Raw genomic sequence first — 21,663 nt, forward strand, 5'->3', positions numbered from 1 at the left:
GGCTCCTTCTCTCAGACCGCGTGCTCGGCGAGGAGCGCGGCGGCCTTGTCGAGATCGTCCGGCGTCTTCAGGGCGACGGCCGGCACGCCCTTGAGCGCACGCTTGGCCAGACCCTGGAGGGTGCCGCCCGGGCAGAGCTCGACGATCCCGGTGACGCCCAGTTCGGCGAACGTCTCCATGCACAGGTCCCAACGGACCGGGTTGGCCACCTGGCCGACCAGGCGGGCGACGACGTCGGCGCCCGTGGTCACGACCCGACCGTCCTTGTTCGACACGTACTTCAGCGCCGGGTCCGCCGGGGCGAGGGCCTCGGCGGCCTTCTCCAGCGTGGCGACCGCGGGCGCCATGTGGTGGGTGTGGAACGCGCCCGCGACCTTGAGGGCGACGACCTTCATGGAGCCTTCGGGCTTGTCGGCCACGAGGGCGGCGATCTGCTCCGCGGTGCCGGCGGCCACGATCTGGCCCGCACCGTTGATGTTCGCCGGGGTCAGCCCCAGCTTCTCCAGGTGCGCGACGACCACGTCACGGTCGCCGCCCAGCACCGCGGCCATGCCGGTCTCGGTGACGGCGGCGGCCTCGGCCATGCCGAGCCCCCGGGTGCGTACGAACGACAGGGCGTCGTCCTCGCTCAGTACACCGGCGTACGCGGCCGCCGTGATCTCACCGACGCTGTGACCCGCGACCGCGCCGAAGGCGGTCGTGGTGCCGAGCGCGGAGGCGGACAGCAGACCCGCGGCGACCAGCAGCGGCTGGGCCACCGCCGTGTCGCGGATCTCGTCCGCGTCGGCCTTCGTGCCGTAGTGGGCAAGGTCGAGCCCGATGGCGTCGGACCACCCCGCGACGCGCTCGGCGGCGCCGGGGAGTTCGAGCCAGGGAGTCAGGAAGCCGGGCGTCTGAGCGCCTTGGCCTGGAGCGACGAGTACGAGCACCCTCACACTCTCTCTTGTATGTGGCCCGCGCCGCCCGTGGGGACAGGGACGAAGAACCGACGGGGTAATTGTTGATGTCCGACAAAAGTCTAGGACTGGGGATCGCCGTCGGCCAGGCGCCCCAGGATCAAGGCGATCCGCAACGTGAACGCCGAACGGACATCGGAGGGTGACCAGCCGGTGACGTCGGTCACACGTCGGAGCCGGTAGCGCACCGTGTTCGGGTGGACGAACAGCATCCGCGCGGCCCCTTCCAGACTGCTCGCCTGCTCCAGGTAGACGCTCAGCGTCTCCAGGAGCGCCGAACCCGCCTCCTCCAGTGGTCTGTAGATCTCCTCCACCAACTGCTCCCTCGCCGAGGGATCGGAGGCGATCGCGCGCTCGGGCAGGAGATCATCCGCCAGAACGGGGCGCGGCGCGTCCTGCCACGCCGTACAGGCCTTCAGTCCGGCCGCGGCGGCCTGCGCCGACTTCGTCGCGTTCAGCAGGTCCGGGACCACCGGACCCGCCACCACGGGACCCGCCGCGAACGGCCCGATCAGGGACTTCGCCACCTGCATCGGGTTGTCGCTGCCGCCCGCGATGACCACCAGCCGGTCGCCCAGCACCCCGGTGAGGACCTGGAGCTTGTGGTGCCGGGCCGCCCGCCGGATCGCCTCGACCGTCAGTTCGCTGTCCCCGTCCGGGGCGGTGCCCAGGACGACGCACACGTGCTCCGGCGAGTTCCAGCCCAGCGCCGCGGCCCGGGACAGGGCGCCCTCGTCGGCCTCGCCCGACAGCACCGCGTTGACGACCAGGGACTCCAGCCGGGCGTCCCACGCCCCGCGCGCCTCGGCCGCCTGGGCGTACACCTGGGCCGTCGCGAAGGCGATCTCCCGGGCGTACACCAGCAGCGCCTCCCGCAGGATCGACTCGTCGCCGGGGGCCGCGACCTCGTCGATCGCGGTCTCCATCACCTCGATCGTCGTACGGACCATCTCCACGGTCTGCCGCAGCGTGATCGCCCGGGTCAGCTCGCGCGGAGCCGTCCCGAACACGTCGGTCGAGATCGCCTGCGGGGTCTCCGGGTGCCGGAACCACTCCGTGAACGCGGCGATGCCGGCCTGGGCGACCAGGCCGATCCAGGACCGGTTCTCCGGCGGCATCGCCCGGTACCACGGCAGGGTCTCGTCCATGCGCGCGATGGCGTTGGCGGCGAGCCGACCGGAGGATTTCTCCAGCCTGCGCAGCGTCGCGGTGTGCGGATGGGCGGGATGCACGGCATGCGCCGGGTGCGCGGGGCTGGTCTCGGGAGAAGGCTCACGTTCGGGTTGGGGCACGGGACAAGACTGCCCTATCGGCGCCCCGGCGCGGACTCCGGTCCCGCGGCGGAGCGCCCGCGCCCCGAGTCGCGCCGCGGCCGTCGGGGTCTACGGTGGCCTTCATGATTGATGTACGCCGCGCCGCCGACCGGTACGAGGGCGGGGACCCGGCCGCCGGGATCACCACCCGGCACGCCTTCTCCTTCGGATCCTTCTACGACCCGGACAACATCCGGTTCGGCCCGGTGCTGGCCTGCAACGAGGAGATGCTGCGGCCCGGCTCCGGCTTCGAGGAGCACGCGCACAGCCACACCGAGATCGTCACCTGGGTGGTGGAGGGCGAACTCACCCACAAGGACAGCGCCGGCGGACACAGCGGGCAGGTCCGCCCCGGCGACGTGCAGCACTTCGGCGCCGGATCCGGTGCGCGGCACGTCGAGCGCAACGACGGGCCCGAACGGCTGCGGTTCGTACAGACCTGGCTCGCGCCGCTCGTCGCGGGCGGCGAACCCTCGTACACGCTCGTGCGGGACCTCGCCGACGACACCGCGTACGAGATCCCCGCGGCCGGCGCCGTCCTGCGCGTGCGGCGGCCCGGCGCGGGCGAGCGGGTCCCCGTGCCGGCCGCCGAGCGGGTCTACCTGCACGTCGTGCGCGGGGACCTGCGGATCGACGGGGAGGAACTGGGCCCCGGCGACTCGGCGCGGATCACCCGCGAGAGCGGGCTGGAGATCACCGCCGGCTCCCCGGGCGAACTGCTGATCTGGGAGCTTCCGTAGCGGCTGCCCCTCTGCTCCGGCGGGTCAGGAACGCAGCTCGGCGAGGACCGCGTCCGTGAACGGGGTCCAGGCCTCCACGGCCCAGGGGCCGAAGGCGCGGTCGGTCAGCGCCACGCACGCGGCGCGCGCGTCCGGGTCCACCCACAGGAAGGTGCCCGACTGGCCGAAGTGCCCGAAGGTACGGGGCGAGGACGTGTGACCCGTCCAGTGCGGGGACTTGCCGTCGCGGATCTCCAGGCCGAGCCCCCAGTCGTTGGGGGACTGGTGCCCGTAGCCCGGCAGGACGCCCTTGAGGCCCGGGTGCACGACGGCGGTGGCCTCGGCGACGGTGCGGACGTCGAGCAGCCGCGGTGCCTGGAGCTCGGCGGCGAACCGCGTCAGGTCCGAGACGGTGGACACGCCGTCCTTCGCGGGGGAGCCGTGCAGCACGCTCGACTCCATGCCCAGCGGTTCGAAGACGGCCTGGTGCAGGTACTCGGCGAAGGGGATCCCGGTGGCCTTCGCGATGTGGTCGCCGAGCACCTCGAAACCGGCGTTCGAGTACAGCCGGCGCTGCCCGGGAGGGCCCATCACCCGGTGCTCGTCGAAGGCCAGCCCACTGGTGTGCGCGAGCAGGTGACGGACCGTGGAACCCTCCGGTCCGGCCGGTTCGTCCAGTTCGATCGCCCCCTCCTCGTACGCGACGAGGGCGGCGTACGCGGCGAGCGGCTTGGTCACCGAGGCCAGCGGGAACGGGTGGTCGACGGGACCGTGGGAACCGGCCGTGGTCCCGTCGGCGCGGACGACGGCGGCGGCGGCCGTCGTCACCGGCCAGTTCTCGACGATGCGCAGGCTTTCCAGGCTGTTCTCCATGCGGCCGAGCCTACTTGCCTGGAGTGCACTCCAAGGTTTTAGCGTGGAGTCATGAGCCTGACGCAGACGCGGTACACGATCAGCGAGGTCGAGGCCCGGACCGGTCTGACCCAGCACACACTGCGCTGGTACGAGCGGATCGGCCTGATGCCGCACGTGGACCGCTCCCACTCGGGCCAGCGACGGTTCACCGACAAGGACCTCGACTGGCTGGCCTTCGTGGGCAAGCTGCGCGCCACCGGGATGTCGGTGGCGGACATGGTCCGGTACGCGGAACTGGTGCGCGAGGGCGCGCACACCGTCGACCAGCGGCGCGAACTGCTGGAGCGGACCCGCCACGAGGTGCGCTCGCGGATCACGGAGCTGACCGACGCGCTCGGCGTACTGGACTACAAGATCGGGATGTATTCGATGGGCACGACGACGGGGAAGGCACGGCCATGACGGAGCACGACAAGGTCATCGAGCAGGTCGAGCTGGGCAAGGGCGGCCCGCTGGTGGGCGTCCAGGGCCTGGGCTGCATGGGCATGAGCGAGTTCTACGGGGACACCGACGAGGCGGTCGCCCGGCAGACCCTGGAGGCGGCGCTGACGGCGGGCGTCACCCTCATCGACACCGCGGACGTCTACGGGCGCGGCCGCAACGAGGAGTTCATCGCGCCGTTCGTGGCCGCCCACCGGGACGAGATCACCCTGGCCACGAAGTTCGCCATCGAACGCAACGACGACCCCCACTACCGGGGCATCCGCAACGATGCCGCCTACGTCCGGCAGGCCGTCGAGGGCAGCCTGCGCCGGCTCGGGACCGACGTCATCGACCTCTACTACATGCACCGGCGCGACCCGGCCGTGCCGTTCGCCGAGTCGGTGGGCGCCATGGCGGAGCTGGTCCGGGAGGGGAAGGTCCGGTACCTGGGGCTGAGCGAGGTCACCGGGGCCGAACTGCGCGAGGCGCACGCGGTGCACCCGATCACCGCGCTCCAGTCGGAGTGGTCGCTGTTCAGCCGGGACGTGGAACGCAGCGCGGTCGGCGCGGCGGCGGAACTGGGCGTGGCCTTCGTGCCCTACTCGCCGCTCGGGCGCGGCTTCCTCACCGGGGCGTTCGCGGACGCGGGCACGGACCTGTCGGCGGACGACTTCCGCAAGTACCAGCCGCGGTTCACCGGCGACAACGCCAGGACCAACGCGGCGCTGCTGGCCCCCGTCCGCGAGATCGCCGCCGCCCACGGGGCGACGCCGGCGCAGATCGCCCTGGCGTGGGTACAGCAGCGGGCGAAGGTGCACGGCCTGCCGGTGGTCCCGATCCCGGGCACCCGCAAGCCGGGGCGACTCGCGGAGAACGCGGCCGCCACCCGCATCACCCTGACGGACGCCGAACTGGCGCTGCTCGAACCGATCGCCTCCCGGGTGGCGGGCGACCGGTACCCCGACATGAGCTCCACGTCGGCGGCGCGGGAGGGCTAGGCTCCGGGCGTCGCTTGCGGATCCGGCGCGGTGGTGGGGGAGGCCGCCCCCCCCGCCGCCGGGCTCAGGCGTCGGCCGCGAAGCGGTCGCGCAGGGCCGCGTACTCGGCGTCGGTGAGCAGGCCCGCGCCGTGCAGCTCGCTCAGGTGCCGCAGCCGCTCGTCGACCTGCGGTTGCGGGACGGATCCCACCGGGGCCCTGCCGCCGACGGCGGCCAGGACGGACGCCGCGAACGGCAGCGACTCGTGCACCGCGCCGTATCCGATCCCGAACACCGCGGCCGCCAGGTCGTGGTCGGGCCGTGCGTCGCCGGCGGCGACCCCGTCCCGGGGCAGGAGCCGCAGGTGCCCGTCCGGGCCGTCGGGGGAGCGCCACTCGACCCCGCCGATCGCGGCCAGCGGGTACCGCTGGTCGCCCGCCTTCCACTTCGTGCTGCTGGCGCCCGTGCGCGACCACTGGAAGGTGACCGCCGAACCGTCGAAGCCCACCCGCGCGTCGTACGCCTTCAGGTGGATCGGCGGTTCCGGGGCGCGGACGAGGAAGCGGTCGGCCGGTTCGGCGGATCCCAGCCGTCCCCGCAGGGCGTCGACCAGCGACGCCGCCTGGGGTGCCCGATCACCGGGCAGGACCAGCCGGTACGGATCGCAGGCTTCCTTCAGCTGCCCCGCGGCGGCCTCCATCAACGGATCCGCCCCCGGGCGCGGGACGGCGCGCAGGACCGCCGTGTCCCGTTTCCCCCCGGTCACGGTCACTTCGGACAGCGCCTCCAGGGGGATGTGTCGTTCCCCCAGGGCCTGCCAGAGCCTCGGTGTGCGCAGCCCCCTCGTGAAGCGGATGATCACCGAGTCCGAGTCGAGTTCCCAGACGGCATGGTTTCCGGCCAATACATCCCCCATGCGGCACATCGTAGAGGGAGGGGCGCCCGCGCGTCCCCTGGCCGCAGGAACGGTTTTCCCGCCCGCCACGTCCGGTGGTGGCCGTCAGCCCTCGTCAGTCACGGTCTGTGGCGAAATTCCGCTGCCACAACCGTCGGCACCGTTCGCGCACACGACGGAAGCGAAGGTGCCGGTTCCGATCTTGGCGAAGTTGTCCAACGAGGCCGTCCCTGGCTCGAAGTAGCCGTTGTGGCTCCCGGCCCCGGCCGAGGACAGCCGCCGCGCGCCGAAGGCCCGGGAGACCGGATCCGCCCCGTGGCCCACCCCGCCGACCTCCAGGTGCGGCACGTCGGCGATCCAGTCGCCGGGGTCCCGCGTCGCCCACACCCGTGCGCGGGTGTGCAGGTCGGCGGCGCTCGACGCGCGCATGCCCGGGCTGCCCGCCACCACCACGTCGGTCACCCGCGCCGGCAGGTGGTGCGCGGCGACCCCGCACACCACCGACCCGTAGCTGTGGCAGAACAGGGCGACGCTGGCGTTCCCGGGCAGGGCCGTGGCGAGCGACTCCAGCCGGGCGGCCCCGTCCACGGCCAGCCGGCCCGTCGCTGCGTCCACGCCCACGCCTATGGGCGCGGTGTACCCGGCCCAGGCGATGACGGCGGTCCGGCCGTCGGGCGCGGCCGCGCGCTCGGCCTCGTACAGGGACTGCGCCATGCCGACGGGAGAGGTGAGCCGGCGCCGGCTGCGTTCGAAGGTGACCACGTCGGTGTCGACCCCGGGCACGATCACCGAGACGCGGCGCGCCTGGTCGAGGTCGCCGAAGACCTCGGCGACGAGTCCGTCGCCGGTGGGGTCGAAGGCGAGGATCTGCCGGTCGGGATCCGCGAGGGACTCGTAGCGGTGCACGCGACGGGTGGCCTCGGCCCGGTCGGTCGGGGTCACTCCGACGTCCCGACTGCGGGCCTCCTCGACGCGTCGGGCCTGCTCCAGGCCGCGCAGGTTGGCCCGGTAGCGGGTGGTGGCCGGGACGCCGTCGAGGTTTCCGACGACGAGCGGGTAGCCGTCCGCGAGTCGGGCGCGCTGGGCGCCGTCGAGGCTGCCGAAGAACCGGGCCACCGTGCGGACGGGTGCGTCGGCCGGCGGCAGCGGGCGACCGTCGATGCGGGCCACGGCCCACGCCGAGAGCGCGACGGCACGCGGCGAGATGCCCGACTCGGGGCGGTGGACGGCGGTCCAGCCCGTCGTCACCAACATGACGAGGACGACCGCCAGCACGAACAGGGTGCGCAGGGCGGCGGGGCGCTCGGAGGCGCCGGCGAGGTGGTGGACGGGGCCGGGCAGGTTCACTGGAGCCAGCCTAGGAGACCGTTCGAGCCAGTGGCGCGCCAGGTGACGGGCGTCACCGCCGACCGTGTCACAACCGCGTGATCCAGCGCGTGATCCACCGCGCGCGCCGGCGCGTCGTACGCAATCCGCCGGCTCGCCCCGCACCCCGCCGTGCGCACGCCCCGCTACGCGGGCCGCCGCCAGTCCGCGGCCAGCGCCGGACCGATCTGGTCCAGGTACGCCTCGGTCATCCGCCGGATCGCGGCCACGCTGGCGTCCTGGCCCTGCCCCCACAGTCGGCCGGTGACCCGCATCACACCGGAGAACGCGGCGACGACCACCCGCGGACGCGGGTCGAGGTCCAGGTCCAGGCCCTCGCGGGCGGCGATCAGCCGGGAGATCTCCTCCTCCAGCTCCGTGGAGCGCCGCAGGTGGACGGCGAGCAGGGCCGGAGTGGACTCGATGAGCTGATAGCCGCGCATGTACAGGTCGACCGGTACCACCTCGGAGATGGCCTCCTCGACGGTGTCCCAACCGGCGAGCACCGCGTTGCGCATGGCCTCCATCGGACCCTCGGACGCCGGACGGGCCCGCAGTTCGGCGAGGAAGTGGGACTCGACGATGTCCTGGACGGTGAAGGCGACCTCTTCCTTGTTCGCGAAGTAGCGGAAGAAGGTGCGCTGGGAGACGTCCACCGCGTCGGTGATCTCGTCGACGGTCGTCTGCTCGTAGCCCTGCGCGATGAAGAGCAGGAGGGCGGCGCGCAGCAGCGCGTCCCGGGTGCGTCGCTTCTTGCGTTCGCGCAGTCCGGCCGCCGGGGAAGCCGGGGCGGGCCGCAGGTCGGTCATCACCGTGGGTTCCCTTTCTGACGCTCAGTGAGCGGTCAGGGTACCTGTGACCGACCTGACAGTTACTGTCTGGTTAAGCCGTCTGTGAAGTGTCAGTCGCTGTCACTAGCCTGTCCGCATGACTAGTCAGATCACCGTCAAGGACCGGGGACCCGCCGGGGGACAAGGCCCGGCTTCGGCCCGCACCGGACTGCGCGGCCACCCCTGGTTGACCCTCTTCGCCGTGGCGATCGGCGTCATGATGGTCACCCTCGACGGCACGATCGTCGCCGTCGCCAACCCCGCGATCCAGAAGGACCTCGGCGCCTCGCTCGCCGACGTCCAGTGGATCACCAACGGCTACCTGCTCGCCCTCGCGGTCTCCCTGATCACCGCCGGCAAGCTCGGCGACCGCTTCGGACACCGACAGACCTTCCTCATCGGCATCGCCGGCTTCGCGGTCTCCTCGGCCGCCATCGGCCTGTCCACCGGCGTGGAACTCGTCATCGGCTTCCGCGTCGCCCAGGGCCTCTTCGGCGCCCTGCTGATGCCCGCCGCGCTCGGCCTGCTGCGCGCCACCTTCCCCGCCGAGAAGCTCAACATGGCCATCGGCATCTGGGGCATGGTCATCGGCGCCTCGACCGCCGCCGGCCCCATCGTCGGCGGCCTGCTCGTCGAACACGTCAACTGGCAGTCCGTCTTCTTCATCAACGTGCCCGTCGGCATCATCGCGCTCGCCTTCGGCCTGTTCATCCTGCTCGACCACCGGGCCGAGAACGCCCCGCGCTCCTTCGACCTCCCGGGCATCCTGCTGCTGTCCGGCGCGATGTTCTCGCTGATCTGGGCCCTCATCAAGGCCGCCGAATGGGGCTGGGGGGACGCGAAGACCCTGCTCTTCCTCGCCGCCTCCGTGATCCTGTTCGTGCTGTTCGCCGTCTGGGAGACCAAGGTCTCCGAGCCGCTGATCCCGCTCGGCATGTTCCGCTCCGTGCCCCTGTCGGCCGGCACCGTCCTCATGGTGCTGATGGCCTTCGCCTTCATGGGCGGCCTGTTCTTCGTCACCTTCTACCTGCAGAACGTGCACGGCATGAGCCCGGTCGACAGCGGCCTGCACCTGCTGCCGCTCACCGGCATGATGATCATCGGCTCGCCGCTGGCCGGCGCCGCCATCACCAAGGTCGGCCCGCGCCTCCCGCTCGTCTCCGGCATGGTCGCCACCGCCGTCGCCTGCTTCGGGATGGCCCGGCTCACCCCGGACACCGCCACCCTCATCATGTCGATCTGGTTCGCCCTCCTCGGCCTCGGCCTCGCCCCCGTCATGGTCGGCGCCACCGAGGTCATCGTCGGCAACGCCCCGCTGGAACTGTCCGGCGTGGCCGGCGGACTCCAGCAGGCCGCCATGCAGGTCGGCGGCAGCCTCGGCACCGCCGTCCTCGGCGCGGTCATGGCGGGCACCGTCAGTGACTCGTTCGGGGACAACTGGATCAAGGCGCAGCTCCCGCCGCTCACCCCCGAACAGCTCGACCTCGCCGAGAAGGGCGTCCAGGTCGGCATCGCCCCCGTCCCCGAGGGCGTCCCCGCCGAGGTGGCCCAGGCGATCACCACGGTCGCGCACGACACGTTCGTGTCCGGCATGAACACCGCCTTCACCGTCGCGGGCGTGGTCGCGGTCCTCGCCGCGGTCGTGGCCTGCTTCACCAAGCGCGGCGACAACGCCCCCGCGGGAGCCGGCGCGGCCCACATCTGAGCCGGCCCGAAACCCCGCGACGGCGTCAACCCCGTACGCCCGACAGCCCCGCCGGACGGTTCCGGCGGGGCTGTCGCCTATCCGGGTGGACCCGCCCGCGCCCCCTTCCGCCCGAGCGTCCGCGCAGGTCAGCGTGGTGCCATCGGAAACCCGGAAACGGTCCGGGACCCCGTGTCCACAAGGAGTTGACCCGTCATGCGTACGAGTTTCCCCACCCGCCCCAGCACGTTCCTGGCCGCCGCCGTCCTCGCCGCCACCGTCCTGATCCCCGGTACGGCCACCGGCGCGCACGCCGCCGGGCCACCGCCCCTCGCGGCCTGCGCCCCCGGTCAGCTGTGCCTGTGGGCGAAGCCGGACTTCAAGGGCGCCAAGCAGGTCCACGAGCTGAGCACCGTCAGCATCAACAGCTGCACCGCCCTGCCGCCCGGTACCAGCGCCCAGTCGCTCGCCAACCGGGTCGGCCGCCCGGTGACCACGTACCAGTCGGCCGAATGCGCGGAGACCGGGGAGTTCCAGACCTACCCCGGCGACGGGGTCTGGCTGCCCTCCTCGCCCTACCAGGTCAGGGCGTTCAAGGTGTGGGAGCGGTAGCCCCGCGCGGCGCCGGGGACCCCGGGCGGACGCCCGCGGCCGCGGCCACGGGCCCGGCGGCCCCCTGATCCCCGAGCGGGCCGGTCCCCGGGCCGCCGAGCCGGGCGACCTCGGCGCGCAGGGCCCGCACCTCGGCGGTCAGCTCGGCGATCGCCGCGGTCTGGGCCCGCTCCACCTGGTCGTCCCGCTCGAAGCGGGAGATGAACCAGGCCGCGATGTTCGCCGTCACCACACCGAGCAGGGCGATCCCGGACAGCATCAACCCGACCGCCAGCAGCCGGCCGAGCCCGGTCGTCGGGGAGTGGTCCCCGTACCCGACCGTCGTCATGGTGGTCACCGACCACCACAGGGCGTCCCCGAGGTTCTTGATGTTGCCGTCGGGGGCGTCCCGCTCCACGCTCAGCACCGCGAGCGAGCCGAACATCAGCAGCCCGACCACCGCGCCCGCCACGTACGTCGTCAGTCGGATCTGCGGTGCCATCCGGGCCCGCCGCCCCACCAGCATCAGCGTCGACACCAGCCGCAGCAGCCGCAGCGGCTGGATCATCGGCAGCAGCACCGCCGCCAGGTCCAGCCAATGGGTCCGCACGAAGGCCCCGCGGGCCGGCGACAGGAACAGCCGCACCAGGTAGTCGGCGGCGAACGCCCCCCACACCACCCACTCCGCATGGGTGCAGGCCCGGTGCACGGCCGGGCCCGCGTCGGGCGCGACGATCGGCACGGCATAGGCGACGGCGAACGTCAGGGCGAGGACGAGCAGCGGAGTCTGCGTCCGCCGCTCCCACCGCGACTGCCGGGAGGCTTCCTTCATGCCCAGCATCGTAAGGAATGCGTAAACCCCCGGAGAACGCAGAAGGGAGCGGGGCCGGGGCATCCGCCCCGACCCCGCTCCCGACGATCAGCCCGTCACGGGCGTCAGGCGTCGCCGCCCGCCGCGCCCGGGTCGGCCGCCGTGACGTCCAGCAGCTGGTACCGGTCGATCGCCTGCTTCAGCAGCGAACGGTCGACCTTCCCCGCCTTCGCCAGCTCGGTCAGCACCGCCAGCACCACCGACTGCGCGTCGATGTGGAAGAACCGGCGCGCCGCGCCCCGCGTGTCCGCGAAGCCGAAGCCGTCCGCGCCCAGCGAGGTGTACGCACCCGGCACCCACCGCGAGATCTGGTCGGGCACCGACCGCATCCAGTCCGAGACCGCCACGAACGGCCCCTCGGCACCCGACAGCTTGCGGGTCACGTACGGGACGCGCTGCTCCTCCTCCGGGTGGAGCAGGTTGTGCTCCTCCACCGAGACGGCCTCGCGGCGCAGCTCGTTCCAGGAGGTCGCCGACCACACGTCCGCCTTGACGTCCCAGTCCTCGGCCAGGATCCGCTGGGCCTCCAACGCCCACGGCACGGCCACGCCCGAGGCCATGATCTGCGCCCCGGTGCCGCCCGCCGTACCGGCCGAGACCCGGTGGATGCCCTGGAGGATGCCGTCCACGTCCACGTCCGCCGGCTCGGCGGGGTGCCGGATCGGCTCGTTGTAGACCGTCAGGTAGTAGAAGACGTCCTCCGCGTCGGGCCCGTACATCCGCCGCAGGCCGTCCTTGACGATGTGCGCGATCTCGTACCCGTACGCCGGGTCGTACGCCACACAGCCCGGGTTGGTCGACGCCAGCAACTGGGAGTGACCGTCGGCGTGCTGGAGGCCCTCACCCGTGAGAGTGGTTCGACCCGCCGTCGCACCGAGGACGAAACCGCGCGCCAACTGGTCGGCCATCTGCCAGAACTGGTCACCGGTGCGCTGGAAACCGAACATCGAGTAGAAGACGTAGACCGGGATCAGCGGCTCGCCGTGCGTCGCGTACGCGGAACCCGCCGCGATCAGCGAAGCCGTGCACCCCGCCTCCGAGATGCCGTCGTGCAGCATCTGGCCCGTCGGCGACTCCTTGTACGCGAGCAGCAGCTCACGGTCGACCGCCTCGTACTGCTGGCCCAGCGGGTTGTAGATCTTGGCGCTCGGGAAGAACGCGTCCATGCCGAAGGTGCGGTACTCGTCGGGCGCGATCAGCACGAACCGCCTGCCGATCTCCTTGTCCCGCATGAGGTCCTTCAGGATGCGGACGAAAGCCATCGTGGTGGCGATCGACTGCTGACCCGAACCCTTCTTGGCCGCCGCGTAGGTCTTCTCGTCCGGCAGCTGCAACGGCTTCGCGCGCACCACACGGGTCGGCACGTAACCGCCGTGGGCGCTGCGCTGGTCGTGCATGTACTGGATCTCGGGGGAGTTGCGGCCCGGGTGGTAGTACGGCGGCGCGCCGCCCTCCAGCTGGGCGTCCGTGATCGGGATGTGCAGACGGTCGCGGAAGCGCTTGAGGTCGTCGACCGTCAGCTTCTTCATCTGGTGCGTCGCGTTGCGGCCCTCGAAGTTCGGGCCCAGCGTCCAGCCCTTGACCGTCTGCGCCAGGATCACCGTCGGCTGACCCTTGTGGGCCTTGGCCGCCGCGTACGCCGCGTAGACCTTCTTGTGGTCGTGACCGCCGCGACCCAGGTGTTGGATCTGGTAGTCGGTCATGTTCTCGACCATCGCGCGCAGCCGCTGGTCTCCGCCGAAGAAGTGCTCGCGGATGTACGCGCCGGACTCGGTGGCGTACGTCTGGAACTGCCCGTCCGGCGTCGAGTTCATCTTGTTGACCAGGATGCCGTCGCGGTCCTGGGCCAACAGCGGGTCCCAGGAACGGTCCCAGATCAGCTTGATGACGTTCCAGCCGGCGCCGCGGAACTGCGACTCCAACTCCTGGATGATCTTGCCGTTGCCGCGCACCGGGCCGTCGAGCCGCTGGAGGTTGCAGTTGACGACGAACGTCAGGTTGTCCAGGCCCTCGCGAGCGGCGATGGACAACTGGCCCAGCGACTCCGGCTCGTCCATCTCGCCGTCGCCGAGATACGCCCAGACGTGGGACTTGGAGGTGTCCGCGATCCCGCGCGCCTCCATGTACCGGTTCATCCGCGCCTGGTAGATGGCGCCGAGCGGACCGAGACCCATCGAGACGGTCGGGAACTCCCAGAAGTCCGGCATCAGCCGCGGGTGCGGATAGCTGGACAGACCGTACGGCGCCTTCGACTTCTCCTGCCGGAACGCGTCGAGCTGCTGCTCGGAGAGCCGGTCGAGGAGGTAGGCGCGGGCGTAGATGCCGGGGGAGGCGTGACCCTGGAAGAAGATCTGGTCGCCGCCGTCACCCTCGTCCTTGCCCCGGAAGAAGTGGTTGAAGCCCACGTCGTAGAGGGAGGCCGAGGAGGCGAAGGTCGCGATGTGACCGCCGACGCCGATCCCGGGACGCTGGGCGCGCGAGACCATGACGGCCGCGTTCCACCGGGTCGCGTTCAGGACCTTGCGCTCGATCTCCTCGTTGCCGGGGAAGAACGGCTCGTCCTTGGTGGCGATCGTGTTGACGTAGTCCGTGCTGCGCATCTCGGGCACGGCCACGCGCTTCTCGCGGGCCCGCTCGATCAGCCGCAGCATCAGGTAGCGGGCGCGTTCACGGCCCCGCTCGTCGACGGCGGCGTCCAGGGAGTCGAGCCACTCCTGCGTCTCCTCCGGATCGAAGTCCGGGACCTGACTCGGCAGGCCGCCAATGATGATCGGATTGCGATCGGATGCGGAAGCCACGCTGTTCCTTCGCTGTCGGGGGAGTCGTGCCTTGGGGTCGCCGCCTCCCATGGTCTTACGCTCGGCCGAAATCTTCACCTCTACCACTGGGTAACCCCTGGAAACTCCGGGCATCGCGACTGGAGCGGGGAGAACGGGCGGTGAGCGGGTGTCGAGCGGGTACGGCCAAATCGCAACCTTACGCCCAAGACGATCAGCCGGTTCGTAAGGCCGTTCGTCCCTCAAACAGGCGGGAAAGTCCTCAAGCCGCCTCGAATGAGCCGCAATGGTGTGGGATGAATCACCCGGGGTACGCGAGGGAAGGCTGAAAGTTGCGGCGAGACGGCCGCAATCGTCACCGTTTCGACGGTCTCGGCGGCCGGGTACTTGCGCGATCCGCCGCGCCCGTGTGGACTACGCCCAATGCTGCGCGTACGCGCGCCGCCGAAAGACATTCACCGAACATGAGCAGGAGGCACCCCGTGAGCGCGACCGCGGACCACGCGGAGACCAGTCTGGTTTCCAGGCTGGGTTTCGAGTCCGAACAGGTGGTCCAGGAGATCGGCTACGACGACGACGTCGATCAGGAATTCCGTGACGCCGTCGAGAGTCACATCGGCAACGATCTCGTCGACGAGGAGTACGACGACGTCGCCGATGCGGTGCTGCTCTGGTTCCGGGACGAAGACGGCGACCTGACGGACACGTTGGTCGATTCCATCAACTTGGTGGAGGACGGCGCACTGATCCTGCTGCTGACCCCCAAGACCGGTCGTCCCGGTTACGTCGAGGCCAGCGACATCAGCGAGGCCGCCGAAACGGCCGGCCTGTCGCAGACCAGGAGCGTCAGCGTCGGCAAGGAGTGGGCCGCCACCAAGTTGGTGACCCCCAAGACCGCAGCCAAGTCCAAGCGCTGAGCCGCGCCCCGCAGCCAAGCGGACAACGCACCCCGCCGACCGGTATCGACCCCGGTCGGCGGGGTGCGTTCGTTCCGCTCCCCGGACCCGTCGTCGACGTGGGGCCCGGCGCCGGCGTCACCACAGGGCCTAGGCTGCACTCACCCGAACAGCTCAACGCACGCATGCGGGAACGAAGGGATGCGACAGATGGCGATCGAGGTCGGCGACAAGGCCCCGGACTTCGAACTCAAGGACAACCACGGTGCCACCGTGCGGCTCTCCGACTTCCGGGGGGAGAAGGCCGTGGTGCTGCTCTTCTACCCGTTCGCCTTCACCGGCGTCTGCACCGGCGAGCTGTGCGAGCTGCGCGACCGGCTGCCCCGGTTCCAGAACGACGACGTGCAGCTGCTGGCCGTCTCCAACGACTCCGTGCCGACCCTTCGGGTCTTCGGCGAGCAGGAGAACCTGGACTACCCGCTGCTGTCGGACTTCTGGCCGCACGGCGAGACCTCCCGCGCCTACGGCGTCCTCGACGAGGAGAAGGGCTGTGCGGTCCGCGGCACCTTCATCATCGACAAGGACGGCATCGTGCGCTGGACTGTCGTCAACGGCCTGCCCGACGCACGTGACCTGAACGAGTACATCAAGGCCCTCGACAGCCTCTGAGGGACCCGGAAGGCCCACGAGACGCGCTCGCGGGCATTGTTTCCGGGCATTGTTCCGCACGAAAATCAGTTACAGGCGGGAACCCGTCACTAGGATCGGAACGTTGATCCGGTAGCAACCGCACGACGGGGCCCCGCCCCACACAAAAACCTTATGGAGGACCTGTGGGAGTCAGCCTCAGCAAGGGCGGCAACGTCTCGCTGACCAAGGCCGCGCCCAACCTGACGGCGGTCATCGTCGGTCTCGGCTGGGACGCTCGCACCACCACCGGTGTCGACTTCGACCTCGACGCGAGCGCGATCCTGACCAACGACCAGGGCAAGGTCGCCAACGACTCGAACTTCGTGTTCTTCAACAACCTGAAGAGCCCGGACGGCTCGGTCGAGCACACCGGCGACAACACCACCGGTGAGGGCGAAGGCGACGACGAGGCGATCAAGGTCAACCTCGCCGGTGTCCCGGCCGACGTCTCCAAGATCGTCTTCCCCGTCTCGATCTACGAGGCCGAGAGCCGTCAGCAGAGCTTCGGCCAGGTCCGCAACGCGTACATCCGCGTCGTGAACCAGGCCGACAACACCGAGCTCGCCCGCTACGACCTCTCCGAGGACGCCTCGACGGAGACCGCCATGGTCTTCGGCGAGCTGTACCGCAACGGGGCGGAGTGGAAGTTCCGCGCCATCGGCCAGGGCTACGCCTCGGGCCTGCGCGGCATCGCGCAGGACTTCGGCGTCAACGTCTGAGCCTCAAGCTCCACGGCCGCTCCCGCGGCCGCACCCGTCCGGCGCCGTGCACTGTGTGTACGGCGCCGGACCGGCTTGTACCACCGGCACCACCATCACCACGTCGTCCGGGGAGGACCACAACATGGGCGTCACACTCGCCAAGGGGGGCAATGTCTCCCTGTCCAAGGCCGCACCGAACCTCACCCGGGTTCTGATCGGACTCGGCTGGGACGCGCGCTCGACCACGGGGGCGGACTTCGACCTCGATGCCAGCGCGCTCCTGTGCAACAGCGGCCGGGTGCTCGGGGACGATTACTTCGTCTTCTACAACAACCTGACGAGCCCCGACGGCTCCGTCGAACACACGGGGGACAATCTCACCGGCGAGGGTGACGGCGACGACGAGTCGATCATCATCGACCTGAGCAAGGTGCCCGCCCAGGTCGACAAGATCGTCTTCCCGGTCTCGATCCACGAGGCGGAGGCCCGCCGGCAGAGCTTCGGCCAGGTCAGCAATGCTTTCATTCGCGTGGTCAACCAGGCCGACGGCCAGGAACTCGCCCGCTACGACCTCACCGAGGACGCCTCCAGCGAGACCGCGATGATCTTCGGCGAGGTCTACCGGTACGGCGGCGAATGGAAGTTCAGGGCCGTGGGGCAGGGGTACGCGTCGGGGCTCCGGGGCATCGCTCTAGACTTCGGGGTCAACGTTTCGTAAAGCCGTACAACACGATGGGGTGCCAGTGGTTCTCAAAACCTTCGGCTGGTCGTTCGCAGTCACTGCGCTCGGTCTGGTCGCAGCGGTGTTCTACGGGGGGTGGACCGCTTTTGGAATCGTGGCGATCCTTTCGATCCTCGAGATCTCGCTGTCCTTCGACAACGCGGTGGTCAACGCCGGAATCCTGAAGAAGATGAGTGCCTTCTGGCAGAAGATCTTCCTCACGATCGGCGTGCTCATCGCGGTCTTCGGCATGCGACTGGTCTTCCCCGTCGTGATCGTCGCGATCAGTGCCAAGATCGGTCCTATCGAGGCCGTCGATCTCGCCCTCAATGACAAGGACATGTACCAGCAGCTGGTGACGGACGCTCACCCGTCCATCGCCGCCTTCGGTGGCATGTTCCTGCTGATGATCTTCCTCGACTTCATCTTCGAGGACCGGGACATCAAGTGGCTCGCGTGGCTGGAGCGCCCGCTGGCCAAGCTCGGCAAGGTCGACATGCTGTCCGCGTGCATCGCGCTGATCGTCCTGCTCATCACCTCGATGACCTTCGCCGCCAACGCCCACCAGCACGGCGGGGCGCACGTCGACAAGGCACAGACCGTCCTGATCTCCGGCATCGCCGGTCTGATCACCTACATGGTCGTCGGTGGCCTCTCCGGCTACTTCGAGAACAAGCTCGAAGAGGAGGAGGAAGCAGAGCACGAGGCCGAGGAGGAGGCCAAGAAGACCGGCAAGCCGGTCTCCGCGGTCGTCATGTCCGGCAAGGCCGCGTTCTTCATGTTCCTCTACCTCGAAGTCCTCGACGCCTCCTTCTCCTTCGACGGGGTCATCGGCGCCTTCGCCATCACCAACGACATCGTGCTCATGGCCCTCGGCCTCGGCATCGGTGCCATGTACGTCCGGTCGCTGACGGTCTACCTGGTCCGCCAGGGCACCCTCGACGACTACGTGTACCTGGAGCACGGCGCGCACTACGCGATCGGCGCGCTCGCCGTGATCCTGCTCGTCACGATCCAGTACGAGATCCACGAGGTCATCACCGGCCTCGTCGGTGTCGTCCTGATCGCCTGGTCCTTCTGGTCCTCCGTGCGCCGCAACAAGCGCCTGGAGCTGGAGGAATCACCCGCGGAGGCATGACCGCGGCGTTAATGCGGAACGCTCCATTTGCGGGGCGGCCCAAGGGTCCCTCCCGGACGACGTCCGGGGGGCCACGGACCCGGCGGGCCGCCCCGCTTCCGTACGTACAGGGGATACCGGGGATACAGGGGCAAGGGGGGAAGATGAGTTTCTTCGAGGGGTTCTTCGACGGCATCAGGGGCGCACGGGCCATGCGGTTCGACTCGGGGCAGGCCTCGTCCAACGCGATCGAGCTGACCAAACGACATCCGACGGTGTCGCTCACCAAACAGCAGGCGGTGCACGGCAATCTGCGGGTGAACCTGTCCTGGCGGATGCGCACCTCCGACATCGGAGGCCGGTCCGGCCAGAGCGGCCGGCTCTTGCGCCACCCCTTCAAACTGTTCAAGCCGGACATGGTGCAGGCGCACACCCAGGGCATGGTCAACGTCGACCTCGACATCGGCTGCCTCTACGAACTCGCCGACGGCACCCGGGGCGTGGTCCAGCCGCTGGGGAACCTGCACGGCGACATCAACAGCCCGCCGTTCGTGAAGCTCAGCGGCGACGACCGGTTCGGGGCACCGTCCGGCGAGACCATCTTCGTCAACCTCGACCACGCCGAGGCGATCAAACGGCTGCTCGTCTTCGTCTACATCTACGACCAGACCCCGGCCTTCGACCGCACGCACGCCCTGGTCACCCTCTACCCGATCACCGGGCCGCGGATCGAGATCCCGCTGGAGGAACGCCACCCGCAGGCCCGCTCCTGCGCGGTGGTCTCCCTGGAGAACGTCAAGGGGGAACTGATCGTCCGCCGCGAGGTGAAGTTCGTGTACGGCTTCCAGGCCGAACTGGACCGCCTGTACGGCTGGGGGCTCCAGTGGGGGCGGGGCTACAAGAGCACCAAGGCCTGACCGCACCGCGCGGGCGGCCGTCCCGCAGCCGTTCGCGATGCCCTGCTCAGGACCGTCTCCGCGGGGGTCGTTGTCGGGACCGTCCCCGGCGGGCGGCCCCGATACGGATCAGCGGCGGATGAACTGGGGGCCCTGCACCGGCAGCCGGAACGTCGGATCGCCGCCCGGACCCGGCACCGGGGCCGGCGACACCGGCTGCGGGTACCCGTACGCGGGCTCGACGGCCGGCGGGGCCTGGGTCGGCGGCGCGGGCGGCGGCGTCGGGGGCCGCATCGCGGCCGTCCGGTCCTCGCTCGGGCCGGCGGCGGGGCTCGCGGCGGCCTCGGCGTTCTCGTCGACCGAGATCCCGTGATCGGTGGCCAGCCCGACCAGGCCGTCCGAGTAGCCCTCGCCGAGCGCCCGGAACTTCCACCCGTCCCCGCGGCGGTACAGCTCACCGCAGATGAGGGCCGTCTCGGCGCCCGTCTCGGGGTGCACCTCGAAGTAGGCCAGGGGTTCGGCGCCGCCGTTCGGGGTGGCGTCGTACAGCAGGATCCGCAGGTCCCGGACCCGCTGGAAGGGCACGTCCTCGGCGGAGGCCACCACCAGGATCCGGTCCACGGTCGGGGTCACGGTGCGCAGATCGGCCTGCACGGCGTCCGTGATCGCGTCGCCGATCTGCTTCTTGCCCAGTCGCCACACGGCCCCCGAGGGGTGCCGGGGCTGGTTGTAGAACACGAAGTCCTCGTCCGAGCGCACCCGCCCGTCCGCGCCCACGAGCAGTGCGGAGGCGTCCACGTCGGGCACCTCGGGCCCGGTGGTCCACCGCAACACCGCCCGGACCGCCACGGCGGCCACCGGGATGTTCGAGCCCTTCTGCATCGCGTGCGTCATGCCCGTCATCCTGCCCTCCCGGACATGACCTGGACAATGCGGCCCCCCGTAGGCCCTTGTACCGAACGCAAGAGCTGGGCATGGTGCAAGAGGGTTACCTGAACTTCATGTGCTTGAGGAACTCTTGACTCAGGTTCGTACGTACTATTACCGGCCATGCCAGTTGGGTCGCCAAAGCAGTACGGGGGAAGCACATGCGTCACTTCGGGCACATTTCGCCCACGGTCCGCAAGGACCTCTTCCACCAGGAGCCGGTCGAGTTCACCGCCGCCTCCCCCTCCCGCCTGCTCTCCGCCGCACTCGGCGCCACCCTCTACAGCCCCGCCACCCGGCCCCACCTCGCCGCCGACATCCGCAAACAGGCCGCCCGCGGCGTCCTCTCCATGGTCCTCTGCCTGGAGGATTCCATCAGCGACGCCGAGGTCGGGTCCGGCGAGATCAACCTGATCCGCCAGTTCGAGGCACTCGACGAACAGGACGACGAGCTCCCCCTGCTCTTCATCCGCGTCCGCACGCCCGAGCAGATTCCCGACCTGGTGCGCCGGCTCGGCGGCACGGCCCGGCACCTGGCCGGATTCGTACTCCCGAAGTTCACCGAATCCCGGGGTACGGCCTTCCTCGACGCCGTGGCCGAAGCCGAGGCCCGCCACGGCATGTCCCGCCTGTATGCCATGCCCGTCCTGGAAACCCCCGACCTGCTGCACCTGGAAACCCGCGTCGAGGCCCTCGCCGGCATCTCCCGCACGGTCAACCGCCACCGCGAGCACGTCCTGGCCCTGCGCCTGGGCGTCACCGACTTCTGCTCCGCGTACGGACTGCGCCGCACCCCGGACATGACCGCCTACGACGTGCAGATCGTCGCGGGGGTCATCGCCGACGTGGTCAACGTGCTCAGCAGGGCCGACGGCACCGGCTTCACCGTCACCGGACCCGTCTGGGAGTACTTCCGCAGCCAGCAGCGCCTCTTCAAGCCGCAGCTGCGGCGCAGCCCCTTCCTGGAGGAGGGCGTCGAGGAACTGCGCACCGCCCTGATCGAACACGACCTGGACGGCCTGCTGCGCGAGATCGAGCTCGACCGGGCCAACGGGCTGCTGGGCAAAACCTGCATCCACCCCGCGCACGTCACGCCCGTCCACGCCCTGTCCGTCGTCTCCCACGAGGAGTTCAGCGACGCCCAGGACATCCTGCGCCCCGAGCGCGGCGGCGGCGGCGTGATGCGTTCCGCCTACACGAACAAGATGAACGAGGTGAAGCCCCACCGGGCCTGGGCCGAGCGCACCATGCTGCGCGCGGAGGTCTTCGGTGTGGCGCGCGAAGAGGTCGGCTTCGTCGACCTGCTCACGGCCGGGCTCCAGGTGTGAGACCGCCCGTGACCGCCGACAATCTTCAAGACGTTCGAGATGTTCGAGACGTCCGAGGCGTTCAAGACGAG

The 21,663-nt window shown here is 70.3% G+C and carries 21 protein-coding genes; 12 read left to right on the forward strand and 9 right to left on the reverse strand.

What is annotated here, in order from left to right; translation table 11 throughout:
- Nucleotides 1–11: 11 nt before the first annotated feature.
- Nucleotides 12–929, reverse strand: a complete 918-nt coding sequence (locus OG906_RS23275; protein ID WP_266947421.1) for an ACP S-malonyltransferase — start codon at nucleotides 927–929, stop codon at nucleotides 12–14.
- A gap of 89 nt (nucleotides 930–1,018) precedes the next feature.
- Nucleotides 1,019–2,188: a fatty acid biosynthesis transcriptional regulator FasR gene (fasR, locus tag OG906_RS23280; protein WP_329448105.1), complete on the reverse strand. Its 1,170-nt coding sequence runs from the start codon at nucleotides 2,186–2,188 to the stop codon at nucleotides 1,019–1,021.
- 164 nt (nucleotides 2,189–2,352) lie between these two features.
- Between fasR and OG906_RS23285 the strand changes: the two genes are divergently transcribed.
- Entirely contained in the window at nucleotides 2,353–3,009 is a 657-nt protein-coding gene (locus OG906_RS23285) for a pirin family protein (protein WP_329445477.1), read from the forward strand.
- 24 nt (nucleotides 3,010–3,033) lie between these two features.
- Here the strand turns inward: OG906_RS23285 and OG906_RS23290 are convergent, their stop codons facing one another.
- Nucleotides 3,034–3,849, reverse strand: coding sequence for a serine hydrolase domain-containing protein (locus OG906_RS23290; RefSeq protein ID WP_267797947.1), 816 nt, complete (start codon nucleotides 3,847–3,849; stop codon nucleotides 3,034–3,036).
- A 63-nt stretch (nucleotides 3,850–3,912) separates the two neighbouring features.
- On the opposite strand from OG906_RS23290, the gene OG906_RS23295 reads away from it, so the two are divergent.
- Together OG906_RS23295 and OG906_RS23300 are read left to right on the forward strand one after the other, a co-directional pair.
- Nucleotides 3,913–4,305, forward strand: a complete 393-nt coding sequence (locus OG906_RS23295; RefSeq protein WP_267826312.1) for a MerR family transcriptional regulator — start codon at nucleotides 3,913–3,915, stop codon at nucleotides 4,303–4,305.
- Nucleotides 4,302–5,324 (forward strand): aldo/keto reductase, encoded by a 1,023-nt coding sequence (locus OG906_RS23300; RefSeq protein WP_329445479.1) that lies wholly within the window; start codon nucleotides 4,302–4,304, stop codon nucleotides 5,322–5,324. The genes OG906_RS23295 and OG906_RS23300 overlap by 4 nt, the downstream gene beginning before the upstream one ends.
- 64 nt (nucleotides 5,325–5,388) lie before the next feature.
- Here the strand turns inward: OG906_RS23300 and OG906_RS23305 are convergent, their stop codons facing one another.
- The 3 genes from OG906_RS23305 to OG906_RS23315 all read right to left on the reverse strand — a co-directional run bounded on the left by OG906_RS23305 (nucleotide 5,389) and on the right by OG906_RS23315 (nucleotide 8,372).
- Nucleotides 5,389–6,219, reverse strand: a complete 831-nt coding sequence (locus OG906_RS23305) for a DUF4429 domain-containing protein (RefSeq protein ID WP_329445481.1) — start codon at nucleotides 6,217–6,219, stop codon at nucleotides 5,389–5,391.
- Nucleotides 6,220–6,303: 84 nt separating this feature from the next.
- Complete coding sequence (locus tag OG906_RS23310; RefSeq protein ID WP_329448106.1) at nucleotides 6,304–7,452, reverse strand: alpha/beta hydrolase; 1,149 nt, start codon at nucleotides 7,450–7,452, stop codon at nucleotides 6,304–6,306.
- Between the two features lie 257 nt (nucleotides 7,453–7,709).
- Entirely contained in the window at nucleotides 7,710–8,372 is a 663-nt protein-coding gene (locus OG906_RS23315; protein ID WP_329445483.1) for a TetR family transcriptional regulator, read from the reverse strand.
- Between the two features lie 238 nt (nucleotides 8,373–8,610).
- Between OG906_RS23315 and OG906_RS23320 the strand changes: the two genes are divergently transcribed.
- The gene (locus tag OG906_RS23320; protein ID WP_443067465.1) at nucleotides 8,611–10,098 is read left to right on the forward strand and encodes an MFS transporter; all 1,488 of its coding nucleotides are present in this window, start codon (nucleotides 8,611–8,613) and stop codon (nucleotides 10,096–10,098) included.
- Between the two features lie 195 nt (nucleotides 10,099–10,293).
- On the forward strand, nucleotides 10,294–10,689 hold the full coding sequence (locus OG906_RS23325; RefSeq protein ID WP_329445487.1) for a peptidase inhibitor family I36 protein: 396 nt from the start codon (nucleotides 10,294–10,296) through the stop codon (nucleotides 10,687–10,689).
- On the opposite strand, the gene OG906_RS23330 is transcribed toward OG906_RS23325, so the two are convergent.
- Nucleotides 10,670–11,500: a potassium channel family protein gene (locus tag OG906_RS23330; RefSeq protein ID WP_267797882.1), complete on the reverse strand. Its 831-nt coding sequence runs from the start codon at nucleotides 11,498–11,500 to the stop codon at nucleotides 10,670–10,672. The genes OG906_RS23325 and OG906_RS23330 overlap by 20 nt on opposite strands.
- Before the next feature lie 104 nt (nucleotides 11,501–11,604).
- Complete coding sequence (gene aceE, locus OG906_RS23335; protein ID WP_329445489.1) at nucleotides 11,605–14,337, reverse strand: pyruvate dehydrogenase (acetyl-transferring), homodimeric type; 2,733 nt, start codon at nucleotides 14,335–14,337, stop codon at nucleotides 11,605–11,607.
- 461 nt (nucleotides 14,338–14,798) lie between these two features.
- Here aceE and OG906_RS23340 point away from each other — a divergent pair, with 461 nt between their 5' ends.
- The 6 genes from OG906_RS23340 (at nucleotide 14,799) to OG906_RS23365 (ending at nucleotide 19,358) form a co-directional block, all read left to right on the forward strand.
- The gene (locus tag OG906_RS23340) at nucleotides 14,799–15,233 is read left to right on the forward strand and encodes a DUF3052 domain-containing protein (RefSeq protein ID WP_053677871.1); all 435 of its coding nucleotides are present in this window, start codon (nucleotides 14,799–14,801) and stop codon (nucleotides 15,231–15,233) included.
- A gap of 189 nt (nucleotides 15,234–15,422) precedes the next feature.
- The gene (locus tag OG906_RS23345; protein WP_053677873.1) at nucleotides 15,423–15,881 is read left to right on the forward strand and encodes a peroxiredoxin; all 459 of its coding nucleotides are present in this window, start codon (nucleotides 15,423–15,425) and stop codon (nucleotides 15,879–15,881) included.
- A 164-nt stretch (nucleotides 15,882–16,045) separates the two neighbouring features.
- The gene (locus OG906_RS23350) at nucleotides 16,046–16,621 is read left to right on the forward strand and encodes a TerD family protein (RefSeq protein ID WP_053677874.1); all 576 of its coding nucleotides are present in this window, start codon (nucleotides 16,046–16,048) and stop codon (nucleotides 16,619–16,621) included.
- Between the two features lie 124 nt (nucleotides 16,622–16,745).
- Entirely contained in the window at nucleotides 16,746–17,321 is a 576-nt protein-coding gene (locus OG906_RS23355) for a TerD family protein (RefSeq protein WP_053677921.1), read from the forward strand.
- A gap of 25 nt (nucleotides 17,322–17,346) precedes the next feature.
- The gene (locus OG906_RS23360) at nucleotides 17,347–18,462 is read left to right on the forward strand and encodes a DUF475 domain-containing protein (protein ID WP_053677876.1); all 1,116 of its coding nucleotides are present in this window, start codon (nucleotides 17,347–17,349) and stop codon (nucleotides 18,460–18,462) included.
- Between the two features lie 143 nt (nucleotides 18,463–18,605).
- Entirely contained in the window at nucleotides 18,606–19,358 is a 753-nt protein-coding gene (locus OG906_RS23365) for a TerD family protein (RefSeq protein ID WP_329445493.1), read from the forward strand.
- 108 nt (nucleotides 19,359–19,466) lie between these two features.
- On the opposite strand, the gene OG906_RS23370 is transcribed toward OG906_RS23365, so the two are convergent.
- Complete coding sequence (locus OG906_RS23370; protein WP_267797879.1) at nucleotides 19,467–20,231, reverse strand: TerD family protein; 765 nt, start codon at nucleotides 20,229–20,231, stop codon at nucleotides 19,467–19,469.
- A 194-nt stretch (nucleotides 20,232–20,425) separates the two neighbouring features.
- On the opposite strand from OG906_RS23370, the gene OG906_RS23375 reads away from it, so the two are divergent.
- Nucleotides 20,426–21,592: an HpcH/HpaI aldolase/citrate lyase family protein gene (locus OG906_RS23375; RefSeq protein WP_329445495.1), complete on the forward strand. Its 1,167-nt coding sequence runs from the start codon at nucleotides 20,426–20,428 to the stop codon at nucleotides 21,590–21,592.
- Nucleotides 21,593–21,663 lie beyond the last annotated feature (71 nt).

It is taken from the genome of Streptomyces sp. NBC_01426, from assembly GCF_036231985.1.
GTDB lineage: Bacteria > Actinomycetota > Actinomycetes > Streptomycetales > Streptomycetaceae > Streptomyces.